We start from the raw sequence: 14,116 nt of genomic DNA, 5'->3' as shown, positions 1-14,116 counted from the left end.
CTCGGGGCTCAGCGGACGCCGGCGGCGGCGCGGGAGCGCCACAGCAGCCAGACGAAGTAGGGGGTGCCGATCAGCGCGGTGACCAGGCCGGCGGGGACCTGCGCCGGGGCGATGACGGTGCGGCCGAGCGTGTCGGCGAGGCTGACCAGCGCGGCGCCGAGCAGCACCGCCACCGGCAGCACGCGGGTGTGCCGGCCGCCGACCAGCGCCCGCGCGGCGTGCGGCGCGACCAGGCCGACGAAACCGATCACGCCGACCGCCGACACGGCGGTGGCGGTGAGCAGCGCCGCCAGGCCGAGCGCGACCAGCCGGGCGCGTTCCAGCCGGACGCCGAGCACCCGGGGCGTGTCGTCGTCGAGCGCCAGCAGGTCCAGTTCCCGGCGGACCGCGGCCACCACCGGAACGGCGACCAGCAGCGCCAGCGCCACCGGCAGCACCTGCGGCGCGGTGCGGCCGTAGGTGGAGCCGGACAGCCAGGTCAGCGCCTTGCCGGTGTTCCACGGGTCGGCGGAGACCACGATGAACGTGATGACCGCGGCACCGCCCTGCCAGACCGCGAAGCCGATCAGGACGAGCCGGTCGGAGTTCAGCCCGCGCCGCCGGGCCAGCCCGTAGACCAGCGCGAACGCGGCCACCGCGCCGAACCCGGCGGCGCCGGAGAGCGCGAGCACCCCGGCCGCCGGGGCGAACGTCAGCAGCGCCACCGCGCCGATCCCCGCGCCGCCGGTGATGCCGAGGATGCCCGGCTCCGCGAGGGGGTTGCGGCAGACCGCCTGCACGGTGGTGCCGGCCAGCGCGAGCGCCGCGCCGGCCAGCAGCGCCGCCGCGACGCGCGGCCAGCGCGCGTCCAGCACGAAGGTGTACGCCGGCCCGGTGCGGCCCCGCACCCAGTTGACGATGTCGCCGAGCAGCACCCACGTGTCCCCGGCCAGCATGCCGAGCACCAGCGCCGCGACGGCGGCCACCGCGCAGACGGTGACCACTGTGGTGTGGACGGCGCGGGAGCGGACGGCGGCGTGGCCGCCCGGCGGCTGCCGGGTCGGCCCGGCGTCGCGGTGCCGGCGGGCCAGCCAGACCAGCAGGATCGCGCCGAACAGCGTGGTGACCACGCCGGTGGGCACCTCCACCCCGGCCTGTGCGCCGAGCACGGCCCGCAGCAGCACGTCCGAGCCGAGCACGATGACCACGCCGACCAGGCCGGCCAGCGGCAGCAGCACCCGGTGCCGGTGCACCTCGGGTACCCACCGGCCGAGCAGCCGGACGATCACCGGCGCGCCGAGCCCGACGAAGCCGATCGGACCGGCGAGCGTGACCGCGGCGGCGGAGAGCAGCACCGCGAGCAGCACCACGACGAGCCGGGTCCGGCGCACGTCCAGCCCGAGCACGGTGGCGGTGTCGTCGCCGAGGGCGAGCAGGTCCAGCCGGTGCCCGAGCGCGACCAGCAGCAGCGCGGCGAGGCCGACCACCGGGGCGAGCTGGGTGACCGCCACCAGGTCGCCCTGCACGAGCGAGCCGTTGCCCCAGGCGAACAGCCCGATGGTGGCCTGCTCGAAGAGCAGCAGGAGCAGCATGGTCAGCGAGGCGAGCGCCATCGCGGTGGCCGAGCCGGCGAGGATCAGCCGGGTGGTCGCGGCCTGGCCGCCGGCCGACAGCAGCATCACCAGCGCGGCCGCGGCCAGCCCACCGCAGAACGCGAGCCCGCCGGCGGGTAGCGCCGGCAGCGCGATGCCGAACGCGGCGGTGGTCACGATCGCCAGGTGCGCGCCGGCGTTCACGGCGAGCGTGTCCGGCGAGGCGAGCGGGTTGCGGGTGGTCGACTGGAGCGCCGCGCCGGCGAAGCCGAGCGCCACGCCGACCGCCAGGCCGGTGAGCAGGCGCGGCAGCCGGGAGGCGACCAGCACCCGGGCGGTCTCGTCGTCCGCGCCGGTGAGCAGCCGGAGCAGGTCGAGCGCGCCCACCGACGACGTGCCCTGGGTGAGGTGCACCGCGGTGGTCGCGACGAGCAGCGCGGCGGCGAGAGCGAACGCGCCGGCGACCCGGCGACGGGCGGGGGGTGGCCCGACCGGGGCCGGCCGGGTGGCCGGCTCCGGTACGGCGGTGGCGATCATCGCCGGCTCAGGCCGTGTAGACGGCGACGAGCTGGTCGACGTACTGCTTCGCGGACAGCGGGCCGCCGAACGTCCAGATGCCGTCCGGCATCCTGTGCAGCTTCTTCTGCTGCACGAACGGCAGGGAGCGCCAGATCGCGTTGCCGGCGAGACCGTCGGCGAAGACGTCCTGACCGTCCGAGGCGTTGTAGAAGAAGTGCAGGTCCTGTCCCTTGAGGACGCTGAGCCCCTCGACGTCGGTCTGGCCCAGGCCCCACATCTCGTCGGTCTTGCCGGTCCAGGCGTTCTTCAGGCCGAGCTGGATGCCGAGCTGGGAGACGAGCGCGCCCTGGCCGAACATCCGGATGGAGACCGTGCTGCCCTCCTTCCAGCCGTCGGCGAAGGCGAACTGCCGGCCGGCGGCGCCGGCGTCGGCGATCTTCTTCCGGCCGTCGGCGAGCGCGGCGTCGAAGTCGGCGAGCAGCTTCTCGGCCTGCGCGGTGCGACCGGTGGCGGTGGCGATCATGGTGAGGTCGGACCGCATCCGGCCGAGGTTGTCGGTGGCGTCGCTGCCCTTGGTGACCAGCACCGGCACGTACTTCTCCAGTTGGGTGACGATCGCGGCGCCGCGCTCGGCCTCCATCACCACCAGGTCCGGCTGGAGCGCCACGACGGCGTCGACGCTCGGCTCGCCCCGGGTGCCGACGTCCTTGACGCCCGGGTCCAGCGGGGCGGCGGTGACCCAGGTGGCGTACCCCTTGGGGTCGGCCACGCCGACCGGCATCACGCCGAGGCCGACGAGCATCTCGACCTCGCCCCACTCCAGGCCGACGACCTTGGTGGCCGGGTTCTTCAGCGTGATCGCCTTGCCGCGGCTGTCGGTGACGGTGACCGGGCCGGTGGCGGCCGGGCCGGCGGTGGACGGCGCGGCGGCGGGCGTCTCGGTGGTGCCGCAGCCGGCGATCAGCAGCGCGGTCGCGGCGGCGACCAGCAGGGTGAATCGGGTACGCAACATCGGTTTCTCTTCTGTAGTCAGGACTGGTTTCGGCGGACGGTGTGCCGGCCGACGGGGCGGGTGGAGAGCAGGCCGGTGGCCGGGTCGGCGGTCACCTCGACGCGGATGCCGTACGCCTCGGTGAGCGCCGCCTCGGTGAACACCTCGCGCGGGCTTCCGGCGCCGCGCACCCGGCCGGAGTGCAGCAGCACGACGTGGTCGGCGACGGCGGCGGCCTGGTTGAGGTCGTGCAGCACCACGCCGACGGCGACGCCGGCGGTGTCGGCGAGGTCGCGCATCAGGTCGAGGATCTCCACCTGGTAGCGCAGGTCCAGGAAGGTGGTCGGCTCGTCCAGCAGCAGCACGGCGGTGTCCTGGGCCAGGCAGGTGGCCAGCCAGACCCGTTGCAGCTCACCGCCGGACAGCGCGTCGACCGGCCGGGCGGCCATGGTGTCCACGCCGGTCACCGCCATGGCCCGGTCGATCGCGGCCGGGCCGTCCGGGTCGCCGGCCCGCCACCGCTGCCGGTACGGGTGCCGGCCGTAGCCGACCACGTCCCGGACGGTGACGCCGCTCGGCGTGGGGCGGCTCTGCGCCAGCAGCGTGACCCGGCGGGCGAAGTCGCGCGCCGACAGCGCGCGGGCCGGGGTGCCGTCGGCGAGCACGATCTCGCCGTGCTGGAGCGGGTGCAGGCGGGCCAGCCCGCGCAGCAGCGTCGACTTGCCGCTGCCGTTGGGCCCGACCAACGCGGTCACCGCCGCCGGCCGCAGCGTGATGGCCGCGTCGTGCACCACGGTGGTGCCGTGGTAGCCCAGCCGCAGCGCGCTGCCCCGCAGGCCGTCGGCCCGCATCGTTCCGCTCGTCACAAAGGTTAGGCTAACCTAACCGACGATCACGCTGTCAAGCCGGTCCCGCGTTCTCCACCGTGCGACCGGGCCGCATTGACAACGGCCGTGCGGCCTGATCAAACTGTCGCCACAACTGCATCCACGCGCGTGTGTGCGGGGGAAGTCCGGTCGAAGTCCGGCGCTGGCCCGCAACGGTAGGCCGTCCGAGGTGGCAGACACCTCGGGGCGGTGAGCCCGAATACCCGCCGCACGCGTGATGTTCCCGCTCCCCACCCGTCGTGGCCCACGGGTCGGAGGCCGTCCGACCCTGCCGCAACGCGGGTCGGCCGGGTTTCTGACGACCGCCGGGCCGGAAAGGCGCGTCCGATGGTCGTCCGCCTGAGCCGGCACCGCCTGCTCGCCCTGTGCTGTGGCGTGCTCGCCGCCCTCACCCTCACCGCTCCCACCCTCACCGCCCCGGCAACCGCCGCCACAGCCGGCACTGTCACCCGACCGGAGGCCGCCGCCGGCTGGCTCGCCCGGCAGCTCGTCGACGGCGAACGCTTCGAGACCGTCTTCGACGGCGTCGCCTACCCCGACCAGGGGCTGACGCTCGACGCCGTGTTCGCGTTCGCCGCCGCCGGCATCGCCGACGACTCCGGCGCCCGGGCGCTGGCCTGGGTCACCCGGCCCGACATCCGCGACGGCTACCTGGGCGACGGCACCACCGAGGCGTACGCGGGCGCGACCGCCAAGCTCGCCCTCGCCGTGCGGGTACGCGGCGGCGACCCGACCGACGTCGGCGGCGTGGACCTGATCGCCCGGCTGCGCGCGCTCCAGTCACCGGACGGCCGGTTCCGCGACCGGTCCGCGTACGGCGACTACAGCAACGCGTTCAGCCAGTCCTTCGCGCTGCTCGCGCTGGCCCGTACCCCGGCCGGCGCACCGCCGGTCGCCGCCGCCTGGCTGGCCGCGACCCGGTGCCCGGACGGCGGCTACCCGCTGCTGCCGGCGCAGCCGGTGTGCACGTCCGACGTGGACGCCACCGCGCTCGCCACCCAGGCGCTGCGCGCCGCCGGACGCCCCGCCGACGCGGCGACCGGGCTGCGCTGGTTGGTCTCCGTGCAACGCGCCGACGGCGGCTTCGCCAACGTCGCCGGCATCCCGAACGCCAACAGCACCGGGCTGGCCGCGCAGGCACTGCGCGTCGGCGGCACGCCGCGGGCCTGGGTCCACGCCCGCGCGTTCCTGGCCGGCCTCCAGATCGGTTGCGCCGGGGCACCGGAGCTGCGGGGCGCTGTCGACTTCGACGGCGGCCCGGTCGACCCGGACACCGCCGCCCGCGCCACCGGCCAGGCCGTGCTCGGCCTCACCGGCACCGGGTACGCCGCCCTGTCCGCCACCGGCGCCGTCCCCGGCGCACCAGCCCCCGCCTGCCCGTGAGCCCCGTCGTCGAGGAGAAGCCGATGTCCCGTCCCCGCCCCACCCTCCGTACCCGGCTCGCCGGCCTGCTGGCCGCCGTGCTCGCCGCCGTCGCGCTGACCGCCGTCGAACCCGCGCCGCGCGCCGCCCACGCCGCCGCCTGCACCGGCACCTCGGGCGTCACCGTGGTGGTCGACTTCGCCGCGCTCGGCGGCGGCGTGCAGGTCGCCTGCGCCCCCGGCGACCCGACCACCGGGATCGCCGCCCTCCAGGGCGCCGGGTTCACCGTGACCGGCACCCAGCGCTGGGGCCTGGCGTTCGTCTGCCGGATCAACGGCAAGCCGACGGCCGCGACCGAGGCGTGCGTGAACACGCCGCCGGTCACCGCGTACTGGTCGTACTGGCACGCCACCCCCGGCGGCGCCTGGTCCTACAGCTCGTCCGGCGCGAACGCCTACAACCCGGCCCCCGGCACGGTGGAGGGCTGGTCGTTCGGCGCCGGCGCCCCGCCGAGCATCACCGCGCCCTGACCGCCCGGCCGCCGGCCCGCGCCCCCGTCCGCGTGCCGGCGGCCGGCCCCCGCTCCGACAGCTTCGCGAAAGGCACCCGTATGGCCCTGTCCCGGCGTTCCACCACCGCTCTCGGCACCGTCGCGGCGGCCGCGCTCGTCGCCGTGTCCGCCCTGCCCCCGGCCGGGGCCGCCGCGCCCGCCCCGGCCGACGCCGCACGCGACGCCGCGTCCTGGCTGGCCGGCGAGTTCACCGACGGGTCGCTGCCCGGGCCGTTCGGCGGCCCGGACTGGGGCCTGACCGTCGACGGCCTGGTCGCGCTCTCCGCGACCGGTGTGGACGCCGCCGCCCGGCAGGCCGCGACCGCGCAGGTCGCCGCGCACGTCCGGGCCTACAACAGCTACGACGACTGGGGCATCGAGGGCTTCACCGACGGCGGGGCCACCGCCAAGCTGCTCTACGCCGCCTCGGCCGCCGGCGCCGACCCCACCGACTTCGGCGGCTACGACCTGCGGGCCGAGACGCTGTCGCTGCTCGCCGGCCCGGACGCCGGAGCCCAGCGGGGCCGGATCACCAGCCGCACCACCGCCGACAGCGGCCCGGACGCCAGCAACACGTTCGACCAGTCCTTCGCCGTGCTCGGCCTGGCCCGCAGCGGCGACGTGCCGCCCGACGCGGTGGACTTCCTGGTCCGGCAGCAGTGCGCGACCGGCGGCTTCCGGCTCTATCCGGACACCGCCGCCGGGCCGTCGCCCTCCTGCGACGAGCAGCCGGGCGCCACGCTCGACGTCGACTCGACCGCGATGGCGGTGCAGGCGCTGCTCGCCGCCGCGGCGGAAGGTGCCGCCGACGCTGCCGACGCGGCAAGCCGGGGCGCCGACTGGCTGGCCGACCGGCAGCGGGACGACGGCGCGTTCGGCGGCTCCGGGCCGACCACCGGCCCGAACGCCAACAGCACCGGACTGGCCGGGCAGGCCCTCGCCGCCGCCGGCCGGGACGCCGGGGCGGACCGGGCCGCGCGGGCGCTGACCGGGTGGCAGCTCACCGCCGCCGCCGGCGGCGCGGCCGCCGGGGACGCGGGCGCCATCGCGTACGACCCGGACGGGCTCGCGGCGGCGGTGACCGCCGGGATCACCGACATCGCCCGGGACCAGTGGCGCCGGTCCACCGCCCAGGCCCTGCTCGGGCTCGCCCGGGTGCCGCTGGACCGGATCGGCCTCGACCTGCCGCCGACGTCACCGGCGCCGACCCCGACCGTCACCACCCCGCCCACCGCGTCGCCCTCGCCCACCGCGTCGCCCTCGGCCACCGCCGCCCCCACGCCGACCGGGACGGCCACCGCGTCACCGGCCCCGACCGGCTCCGGCACCGGCGCACCGACCCCGGGCGCCACCGGGACCGGCGCACCACCGGCGGAGACCACGCCGCCCGCCAGCACGGCCATCCCGGTCCCGCCGCCGGCCGCGCCGGGCCTCGGCGGGCTGCCGACCACCGGCGCGGCGATCACCGGGTACGTGCTGGTCGCGCTGCTGCTGATCGGCGGCGGGGTGCTGCTGCTGGTGCTGGGCCGACGCCGGCGCGCGGCATGAGCCGGCGCACCGTCCGGGCCGCCCCGGTCGTCGCGCTGGTCGCGGCCGGCACCCTGGCCGGGCCGGCCGCCCCGGCGACCGCCGCCGGCGCGGCCGGCTACTGCCCGGACGCCTCCGGCGTCACCGTCGTGGTCGACTTCCACGAGCTGGGCGGCGGCACCGTGGTGCGCTGCGCCCGGGGCGACCAGGCCACCGGCCTCGCCGCGCTCAGGAACGCCGGCTTCGAGGTCACCGGCACGCTGCGCTGGGGCGACGGGTTCGTCTGCCGGATCAACGGCCGGCCCGCCGCCGCCGCGGAGAAGTGCGTCGACACGCCGCCGGCCAGCGCGTACTGGTCGTACTGGCAGGCCACGAACGGCGGCGGGTGGACGTACAGCGACCGGGGGGTGCTCAACCGCAAGCCGCCGGCCGGCAGCTTCGAGGGGTGGTCGTTCGCCCAGGGGCGCGGCGCGAACGACGCGCCGCGCCCCGGCGTCGCGCCGACGCGGCCGGCGCCACCGCCGCCGCCCGCGTCGCCACCGCCCCCCGCGTCGCCGCCCCCGGCGGGCGGCGGGCCGGCAGCGCCGCCGCCGGCCGGTCCGGGCGCTCCCCCGCCGGCCGGTGGCCCGGGCGTTCCGCCGCCGGCCGGTGGCGGCGGTCCCGCCGCGCCGCCGGTCCTCGGCGGCCGACCGGTTACGACCGCGCCGGGCCGCCCGCCCACCGGCGCGCCGCCGAGCGGTCCCGCGTCCGGCACGCCGGCCCCGACGTGGTCCCCGGCCCCGCCGTCGGCCCCGGGCGACGGGCCGGTGGTGACCGAGGTGGCCGCCCGCGACGACGCTCGCGGCGGCGGCCCGCCGCTGGGCACGTTGGCCGGGGTGCTGCTGCTGGCCGTGCTGGTCGCCGGTGCGCTGGTGGCCGCCCGGCGGCGGCGGGCCGTGGATCCGGATGACTGACCGCGCCGCGACCGCGGTCGTGCCCGCGCCCGGCCCGGTCACCGCGCGGCAGCCGGGCGCGACGTCGGGCCGGCTGCCGCGCGGGCTGCACCCCGGCGCGTGGTGGCTGTGGGCGCTCGGCCTGGCCACCGCCGCCAGCCACACCACCAACCCGGTGCCGCTGGGGCTTCTGGTCGCGGTGGCCGCGCTGGTGGTCGCCCGGCGGCGCGGCGACGCACCGTGGGCGTTGGCGTTCCGGATGTACGTGTGGCTGGGCGCGGTGGTCGTGGCGATGCGGGTGCTGTTCCGGATCGTGTTCGGCGGCGGGCAGGGCGAGCACGTGCTGGTCCGGTTGCCGGAGATCCCGCTGCCGGCCTGGGCGGCCGGCATCCGGCTGCTCGGGCCGGTTGCCGCCGAGCAACTCCTCGGCGGGTTCTACGACGGGTTGCGACTGGCCACCATGCTGGTCTGTCTCGGCGCCGCCAACGCGCTGGCCAACCCGAAGCGGCTGCTCAAGGCCGTACCCGGAGCCTGGTACGCGGTGAGCACGGCGGTGGTGGTCGCGCTGTCGGTGGCACCGCAACTGGTCGAGAGCGTGCTGCGGGTACGCCGCGCGCGGCGGCTGCGCGGCGCGGGCGGGCGCGGCCCCCGGGCGCTGCGGGGCGTCGCGCTGCCGGTGCTGGCCGACGCGCTGGACCGGTCCCTGGCCCTGGCCGCCGCGATGGACTCCCGGGGCTACGGCCGGACCGCAGCGGTGCCGGCGGGGCACCGCGCGGTCACCGGCGCGCTGGTGCTCGGCGGGCTGGTCGGCGTCTGCGCCGGCACGTACGGCCTGCTGGACAGCACCGGCACCGGTCCCCTCGGGCTGCCGATGCTGCTCATCGGCCTGGTGACCGCCGTGGCCGGGATGCTGCTGGCCGGTCGCCGCGTCCGCCGCAGCCGCTACCGGCCGGACCGCTGGCGCCCGGCCGAGCTGCTGGTGGCCGGCGCCGGCATCGCCACGGCCGCCCTCGCGGTGTTCGCCGGCCACGTCGACCCGGCGGCGCTCTACCCGCCGGTCAGCCCGCTCACCTGGCCCGAACTGACCCCGCTGACGGTGCTCGCCGTCGCGGTCGCGGCGGCCCCGGCCTGGCTGGCGCCCCCGCCGCCGCTCCCCGTCCCCCACCCGGAAGGCCCCCCGTGATCACGTTCGACCGGGTCACCGTCCGCTACGCCGACGACGACCCGCCGCCGCTGCGGGACGTCACGCTGCGGATCGAGGAGGGCGAGCTGTGCCTGGTCGCCGGCCGTACCGGCGCGGGCAAGTCGACGCTGCTGCGGGCCGTCAACGGCCTGGTCCCGCACTTCACCGGCGGCACGCTGCACGGCACGGTCACCGTCGACGGCCGGGACACCCGGCGGAATCCGCCGCGCGACCTCGCCGACACCGTGGGCGTGGTCGGCCAGGACCCGCTGGCCGGCTTCGTGACCGACACCGTCGAGGAGGAACTGGCGTACGGCATGGAGCAGTTGGCGTTGCCGCCGGCGGTGATGCGCAAGCGGGTGGAGGAGACGCTGGACCTGCTCGGCATCGCCGAGCTGCGCGGTCGCGCGCTGCGGACGCTCTCCGGCGGGCAGCAGCAGCGGGTCGCCATCGGCGCGGTGCTCACCAGCCATCCCCGGGTGCTGGTGCTCGACGAACCCACGTCCGCGCTCGACCCGACCGCGGCCGAGGACGTGCTGGCCGCGGTGACCCGGCTGGTGCACGACCTCGGCGTCACCGTGGTGCTGGCCGAGCACCGGCTGGAACGGGTCGTGCAGTACGCCGACCGCCTGCTCTGGCTGCCCGGCGACGGCCGGGTGGTCGACGGGCCGCCGGCCGAGGTGCTCGCCGGCGTCGACCTCGCGCCGCCCCTGGTCCACCTGGGCCGCCTCGCCGGCTGGACGCCGCTGCCGCTGTCGGTGCGCGACGCCCGGCGGCGCGCCGGCGACCTGCGCCGACGGCTCGCCGACGTGGCGCCGCCCGGTCCGCCGCCCGCGCCGGACACCGCCGCGGCGCTGACCGCCCGGCGGATCGTCGTGCGGTACCCGGGCACGGTCGCGGTGGCCGGCGTCGACCTCGACCTGCACGCCGGCCGGGTGGTCGCGGTGATGGGCCGCAACGGCTCCGGCAAGTCCAGCCTGCTCTGGGCGGTGCAGGGCAGCGGCCCCCGGCAGAGCGGCACGGTGACCGTGGCCGGGCCGACCGGCCCGGTCGACCCCGCCGCGCTGCCGGCCGGACGGGCCCGCCGGCACGTCGGACTCGTTCCGCAGACCCCGGGCGACCTGCTCTACCTGGAGACGGTGGACGCCGAGTGCGCGCAGGCCGACCGGGAGAGCGACGCGCCGGCCGGCACCTGCCGGGGCCTGCTGGACCAGCTCACCCCCGGACTGCCCGGCGACCGGCATCCCCGCGACCTGTCCGAGGGGCAACGGCTGGCCCTCGTGCTCGCCGTCCAGCTCACCGCCGCGCCACCGGTCATCCTGCTCGACGAGCCGACCCGTGGCCTGGACTACCACGCGAAAGGGCAGTTCGGCGCCGTGGTCCGAGAGCTGGCCGCCGCCGGCCGCGCCGTGGTGCTGGCCACCCACGACGTCGAACTCGTCGCCACGCTGGCGGACCGGGTGGTGGTGCTGGCCGAGGGCGAGGTGGTCGCCGACGGTGGCACGGCGGAGATCATGCTGGCCTCGCCGGCGTACGCCCCGCAGGTGGCCAAGGTGCTCGCGCCGGCGCCGTGGCTGACCGTCGAGCAGCTCGTCGCCGCGCTGGAGCCAGCATGAGCGGGCGCAGCGAGCGAATCGGCAGGCTCAGGGCCGCCGTGGTGCTCGCGCTCGCCTCGGTCGCCGCGCTGGCCACGTTCACCTGGCCGTTCTTCGTCCCGGCACACCCGGAGTCCACCGCCCGCACCGGCGAGGCGCCGCTGGTCTTCCTCGTCGTGCTGCCGGTCCTGGTGGCGGTGGTGCTGGCGGAACTCAGCTCCGGCGGCATCGACAGCAAGGCCCTGGCGATGCTCGGCGTGCTGGCCGCCGTCAACGCCGCGTTGCGTCCGCTGGGCGCCGGCACCGCCGGCATCGAGACCGTGTTCTTCCTGCTCGTCCTCGCCGGGCGGGTGTTCGGTCCCGGCTTCGGATTCCTGCTCGGCTCGACGTCGCTGTTCGCGTCCGCGCTGCTCACCGCCGGGGTGGGGCCGTGGCTGCCGTTCCAGATGCTCGGCGCGTCCTGGATCGGGCTCGGCGCCGGGCTGCTCCCGGCCCGGCTGCGGGGCCGGGCGGAGACCGTCGTGCTGGCCGGGTACGGCGCGGTGGCCGCCTACGGCTACGGGCTGCTGATGAACCTGTGGTTCTGGCCGTTCAGCATCGGCGCGGACACGCAACTCTCCTATCTGGCCGGCGCGCCGGTGCTGGAGAACCTGCACCGCTTCGCGGTCTTCACGGCCGTCACGTCCACGTTCGGCTGGGACACCGGGCGGGCGGTCACCACCGCGGTGGCGATCGTGCTGGCCGGCCCGGCCGTGCTCGCCGCGCTGCGCCGGGCCGCCTGGCGAGCCGCCTTCGCCACCCCGGTCACGTTCGCCGACGCTCCCCGCCCCGAATGAACCACTACCCCGAACCCCGGCGTCGACCTTGCAGTTGCGGCCCTCGACTCGTACCTCTTGTCGGGTTTGTGAGGGCAGCAACCGCAAGATCGGCGGCGTGGGGGTTACAGGGAGACTGCGCGCCCGCCGAGGGTGACGATGAGGCGGCCGTCGGCGGCGAAGGACCAACCGAGGGCGCCGGAGTAGGTGGCGCAGCGGGAACCGTTGGCGCCGGACCAGAACTGGTTCGAGCCGTCCACGTTGCCGACCGTCTTGTCGTTGGACCCGCTGCCGCTGCGGCAGGACGTGTCGTTGCGGAAGACCGAGGTGCCGGCGTCGAACGAGAAGTTGCGCTCGGTGTTGTCGATGCTCAGGTTGTTGGAGATCGTCATCGAGCCCGGGTTCCGGTTGTAGGTGAACCCGTGCTTGCCGTTGCGGTACGCGATGGTGCGCCGGACGGTGTGGTTGACCGCGATGTCCTCGCCGCCGAGCTTGAAGCCGTTGCGGTCGCCGTTGCCGTTCTGCGTGCCGTTGCTCAGCGTGCCGTTGTTGTAGGAGAGGGAGTCCTCGATGGTCACCGGCCCGATCGCGCCGGTGTCGGTCTTCGTGTAGAGGTCCCAGCCGTCGTCGATGTTGTGGTGGGAGACCGCGTACCGGAAGACGTTGCCGTTGCCGACGGTGAGCTTGGCGGCGAACCCGTCCGCGTCCTCGCCGTCGGAGTCGGCGTTGTCGTGCGACTCGACGCTGACCATGAGGTTGTTCGCCGGCCACTGGTCGCGCGGGGTGCTGGAGGCGATCCGGGACAGTTGCAGGCCGCTGTCGCGGTTGAAGCGGGTCACCGTCCGCTCGATGATGTTGTTGCTGCCGCCGACGAAGATGCCGTTGTCGCCGGCGCGCTCGACCACGATCCCCCGCACGTGCCACCAGGACGCGTTCAGCGCCAGCCCCCGGTTGGCCGGGTCCTCGGTCATCGCGGAGAAGTTGAGGATCGGCGTCTCGCCCGGGTACGCGTACAGGTTCTTGCGGGCGCTCGCGGTGCCGTTGTTGCCGGCGGCGATGGTCACGGTCTGGGCCAGGCTGTAGGTGCCGCCCCGCAGGTAGACGGTGCCGCCGGCGCCGACCCGGGTGAGCGCGGCGGCGATCGTGGTGGGGCTGGCCTGGGTGCCGGCCGCGCCGGCGGTGCCGTTCGGTGCGGCGTACACCGCGCCGCTGGTCGGCGGCGGAGTCGTCGGCGACGGCGGTGGGGTGGTGGGCGACGGGGGTGCTGTCGTCGGCCCGGGCGGCGGGGTGAGGGTCCCCCCGGGGTCGGTGGGGACGGCCCCGCCGCAGAGGACGCCGTTGACCGCGAACGAGGCGGGGACCGGGTTGCTGGTGTTGTTCCAGCCGCCGTTGAAGCCGAACGACGTGGTCGCGTTCGTGCCGAGACCGCCGTTGTAGCTGACGTTGGCGGCCCGGACCGACGCGCCGGTCTGGGTGATGTCGGCGCCCCAGGCCTGGCTGACGGTCTGGCCGCCGCTGAAGTTCCAGGTGACGGTCCAGCCGTTCAGCGGGTCGCCGAGGTTGGTGAGGTTGACGTTCGCGGTGAAGCCGCCGGCCCACTGCGCGGTCACCGCGTAGTCGACCCGGCAGCCGGCGGCCGCCTGGGCGGGGTTCGCGCCCATCGCCAGGCCGGCGGTGACGAGCGTCGCCGCCGCGGCCGCGGACGTCCACAACGCCGTACGGCGCTGTCTGTTGATCATGAGAATTCTCCTGCGGGTGGTGGTTCGGCGCCGCGCCGGCGTCGACTCCGATGCCCGGTCGGTGTCGCCGGCTGGCCTTCCTGCTGCCCCGGACGCCCGTGCTCGACGGGCCCGTCACGCCTCCCGCGGTGAAAGCGCTTTCAGTGCATTTTACTGACGTACCTCGATGTGGTCAATCGACGCACGGAACGGTGAACGATCCGGCCGCCGCGCCCGTATCCATCCCCGACCGGGAGATCGTCCGGAACCGCGATGCCGGAGCGGGCACGAGAGGCGATCCCTGCGTCCCACTTCGCACCGCGGAGCGGCGGGGGGGGGGGCCCCCCCCCCCCCCCCCCCCCCCCCCAAACAACCCCGGGGGCGGCCCCGGGGGGGCCCCGCCCCCCCCCCCCCCGCACACAGAGCGGGGGGGGGGGGGGCCGCGCCCCCGCCGACCCCCCCGGCG

At 76.5% G+C, this 14,116-nt stretch carries 11 protein-coding genes and 1 riboswitch; of the genes, 7 read left to right on the top strand and 4 right to left on the bottom strand.

Annotated features, from left to right (window positions below):
- Positions 1 to 8: 8 nt before the first annotated feature.
- Genes ACH495_RS11985 through ACH495_RS11975 form a run of 3 tightly spaced genes read right to left on the bottom strand, consistent with a single transcriptional unit; the run spans position 9 to position 3,932 of the window.
- Complete coding sequence (locus ACH495_RS11985) at positions 9 to 2,108, bottom strand: iron ABC transporter permease (RefSeq protein ID WP_396857727.1); 2,100 nt, start codon at positions 2,106 to 2,108, stop codon at positions 9 to 11.
- 7 nt (positions 2,109 to 2,115) lie between these two features.
- Entirely contained in the window at positions 2,116 to 3,102 is a 987-nt protein-coding gene (locus ACH495_RS11980; RefSeq protein ID WP_396857726.1) for an ABC transporter substrate-binding protein, read from the bottom strand.
- 17 nt (positions 3,103 to 3,119) lie between these two features.
- On the bottom strand, positions 3,120 to 3,932 hold the full coding sequence (locus tag ACH495_RS11975) for an ABC transporter ATP-binding protein (protein WP_396858041.1): 813 nt from the start codon (positions 3,930 to 3,932) through the stop codon (positions 3,120 to 3,122).
- A gap of 116 nt (positions 3,933 to 4,048) precedes the next feature.
- Positions 4,049 to 4,194: riboswitch (cobalamin riboswitch) on the top strand.
- A gap of 101 nt (positions 4,195 to 4,295) precedes the next feature.
- Here ACH495_RS11975 and ACH495_RS11970 point away from each other — a divergent pair.
- The 7 genes from ACH495_RS11970 (at position 4,296) to ACH495_RS11940 (ending at position 11,953) form a co-directional block, all read left to right on the top strand.
- Positions 4,296 to 5,351 (top strand): prenyltransferase/squalene oxidase repeat-containing protein, encoded by a 1,056-nt coding sequence (locus ACH495_RS11970; protein ID WP_396857725.1) that lies wholly within the window; start codon positions 4,296 to 4,298, stop codon positions 5,349 to 5,351.
- A gap of 23 nt (positions 5,352 to 5,374) precedes the next feature.
- Complete coding sequence (locus tag ACH495_RS11965) at positions 5,375 to 5,860, top strand: hypothetical protein (RefSeq protein ID WP_396857724.1); 486 nt, start codon at positions 5,375 to 5,377, stop codon at positions 5,858 to 5,860.
- Between the two features lie 80 nt (positions 5,861 to 5,940).
- A complete protein-coding gene (locus tag ACH495_RS11960; RefSeq protein ID WP_396857723.1) occupies positions 5,941 to 7,428 on the top strand; it encodes a prenyltransferase/squalene oxidase repeat-containing protein in 1,488 nt (495 codons plus the stop codon).
- Positions 7,425 to 8,360 carry a hypothetical protein gene (locus ACH495_RS11955; protein WP_396857722.1) on the top strand — a complete coding sequence of 312 codons (936 nt, stop codon included), beginning with the start codon at positions 7,425 to 7,427 and terminating at the stop codon, positions 8,358 to 8,360. Before ACH495_RS11960 ends, ACH495_RS11955 begins: the two co-directional genes overlap by 4 nt.
- The gene (locus ACH495_RS11950; RefSeq protein ID WP_396857721.1) at positions 8,353 to 9,522 is read left to right on the top strand and encodes a CbiQ family ECF transporter T component; all 1,170 of its coding nucleotides are present in this window, start codon (positions 8,353 to 8,355) and stop codon (positions 9,520 to 9,522) included. Before ACH495_RS11955 ends, ACH495_RS11950 begins: the two co-directional genes overlap by 8 nt.
- Positions 9,519 to 11,138: an ABC transporter ATP-binding protein gene (locus ACH495_RS11945; protein WP_396857720.1), complete on the top strand. Its 1,620-nt coding sequence runs from the start codon at positions 9,519 to 9,521 to the stop codon at positions 11,136 to 11,138. Before ACH495_RS11950 ends, ACH495_RS11945 begins: the two co-directional genes overlap by 4 nt.
- A complete protein-coding gene (locus ACH495_RS11940; protein ID WP_396857719.1) occupies positions 11,135 to 11,953 on the top strand; it encodes an ECF transporter S component in 819 nt (272 codons plus the stop codon). The genes ACH495_RS11945 and ACH495_RS11940 overlap by 4 nt, the downstream gene beginning before the upstream one ends.
- 104 nt (positions 11,954 to 12,057) lie before the next feature.
- On the opposite strand, the gene ACH495_RS11935 is transcribed toward ACH495_RS11940, so the two are convergent.
- A complete protein-coding gene (locus ACH495_RS11935) occupies positions 12,058 to 13,671 on the bottom strand; it encodes a cellulose-binding domain-containing protein (protein ID WP_396857718.1) in 1,614 nt (537 codons plus the stop codon).
- Between the last annotated feature and the right edge of the window lie 445 nt (positions 13,672 to 14,116).

Source organism: Micromonospora sp. NPDC018662 (assembly GCF_044391475.1).
Taxonomy (GTDB): domain Bacteria; phylum Actinomycetota; class Actinomycetes; order Mycobacteriales; family Micromonosporaceae; genus Micromonospora.
This window is presented reverse-complemented; position numbering and strand designations above follow the sequence as displayed.

Bases quoted from the DNA above. Each gene is read 5' to 3' on its own strand.
- ACH495_RS11935 (WP_396857718.1), bottom strand. From the start codon at position 13,671: ATGATCAACAGACAGCGCCGTACGGCGTTGTGGACGTCCGCGGCCGCG.
- ACH495_RS11940 (WP_396857719.1), top strand. From the start codon at position 11,135: ATGAGCGGGCGCAGCGAGCGAATCGGCAGGCTCAGGGCCGCCGTGGTG.
- ACH495_RS11955 (WP_396857722.1), top strand. From the start codon at position 7,425: ATGAGCCGGCGCACCGTCCGGGCCGCCCCGGTCGTCGCGCTGGTCGCG.
- ACH495_RS11960 (WP_396857723.1), top strand. From the start codon at position 5,941: ATGGCCCTGTCCCGGCGTTCCACCACCGCTCTCGGCACCGTCGCGGCG.
- ACH495_RS11985 (WP_396857727.1), bottom strand. From the start codon at position 2,108: ATGATCGCCACCGCCGTACCGGAGCCGGCCACCCGGCCGGCCCCGGTC.
- ACH495_RS11965 (WP_396857724.1), top strand. From the start codon at position 5,375: ATGTCCCGTCCCCGCCCCACCCTCCGTACCCGGCTCGCCGGCCTGCTG.
- ACH495_RS11975 (WP_396858041.1), bottom strand. From the start codon at position 3,932: ATGCGGGCCGACGGCCTGCGGGGCAGCGCGCTGCGGCTGGGCTACCAC.
- ACH495_RS11950 (WP_396857721.1), top strand. From the start codon at position 8,353: ATGACTGACCGCGCCGCGACCGCGGTCGTGCCCGCGCCCGGCCCGGTC.
- ACH495_RS11970 (WP_396857725.1), top strand. From the start codon at position 4,296: ATGGTCGTCCGCCTGAGCCGGCACCGCCTGCTCGCCCTGTGCTGTGGC.
- ACH495_RS11980 (WP_396857726.1), bottom strand. From the start codon at position 3,102: ATGTTGCGTACCCGATTCACCCTGCTGGTCGCCGCCGCGACCGCGCTG.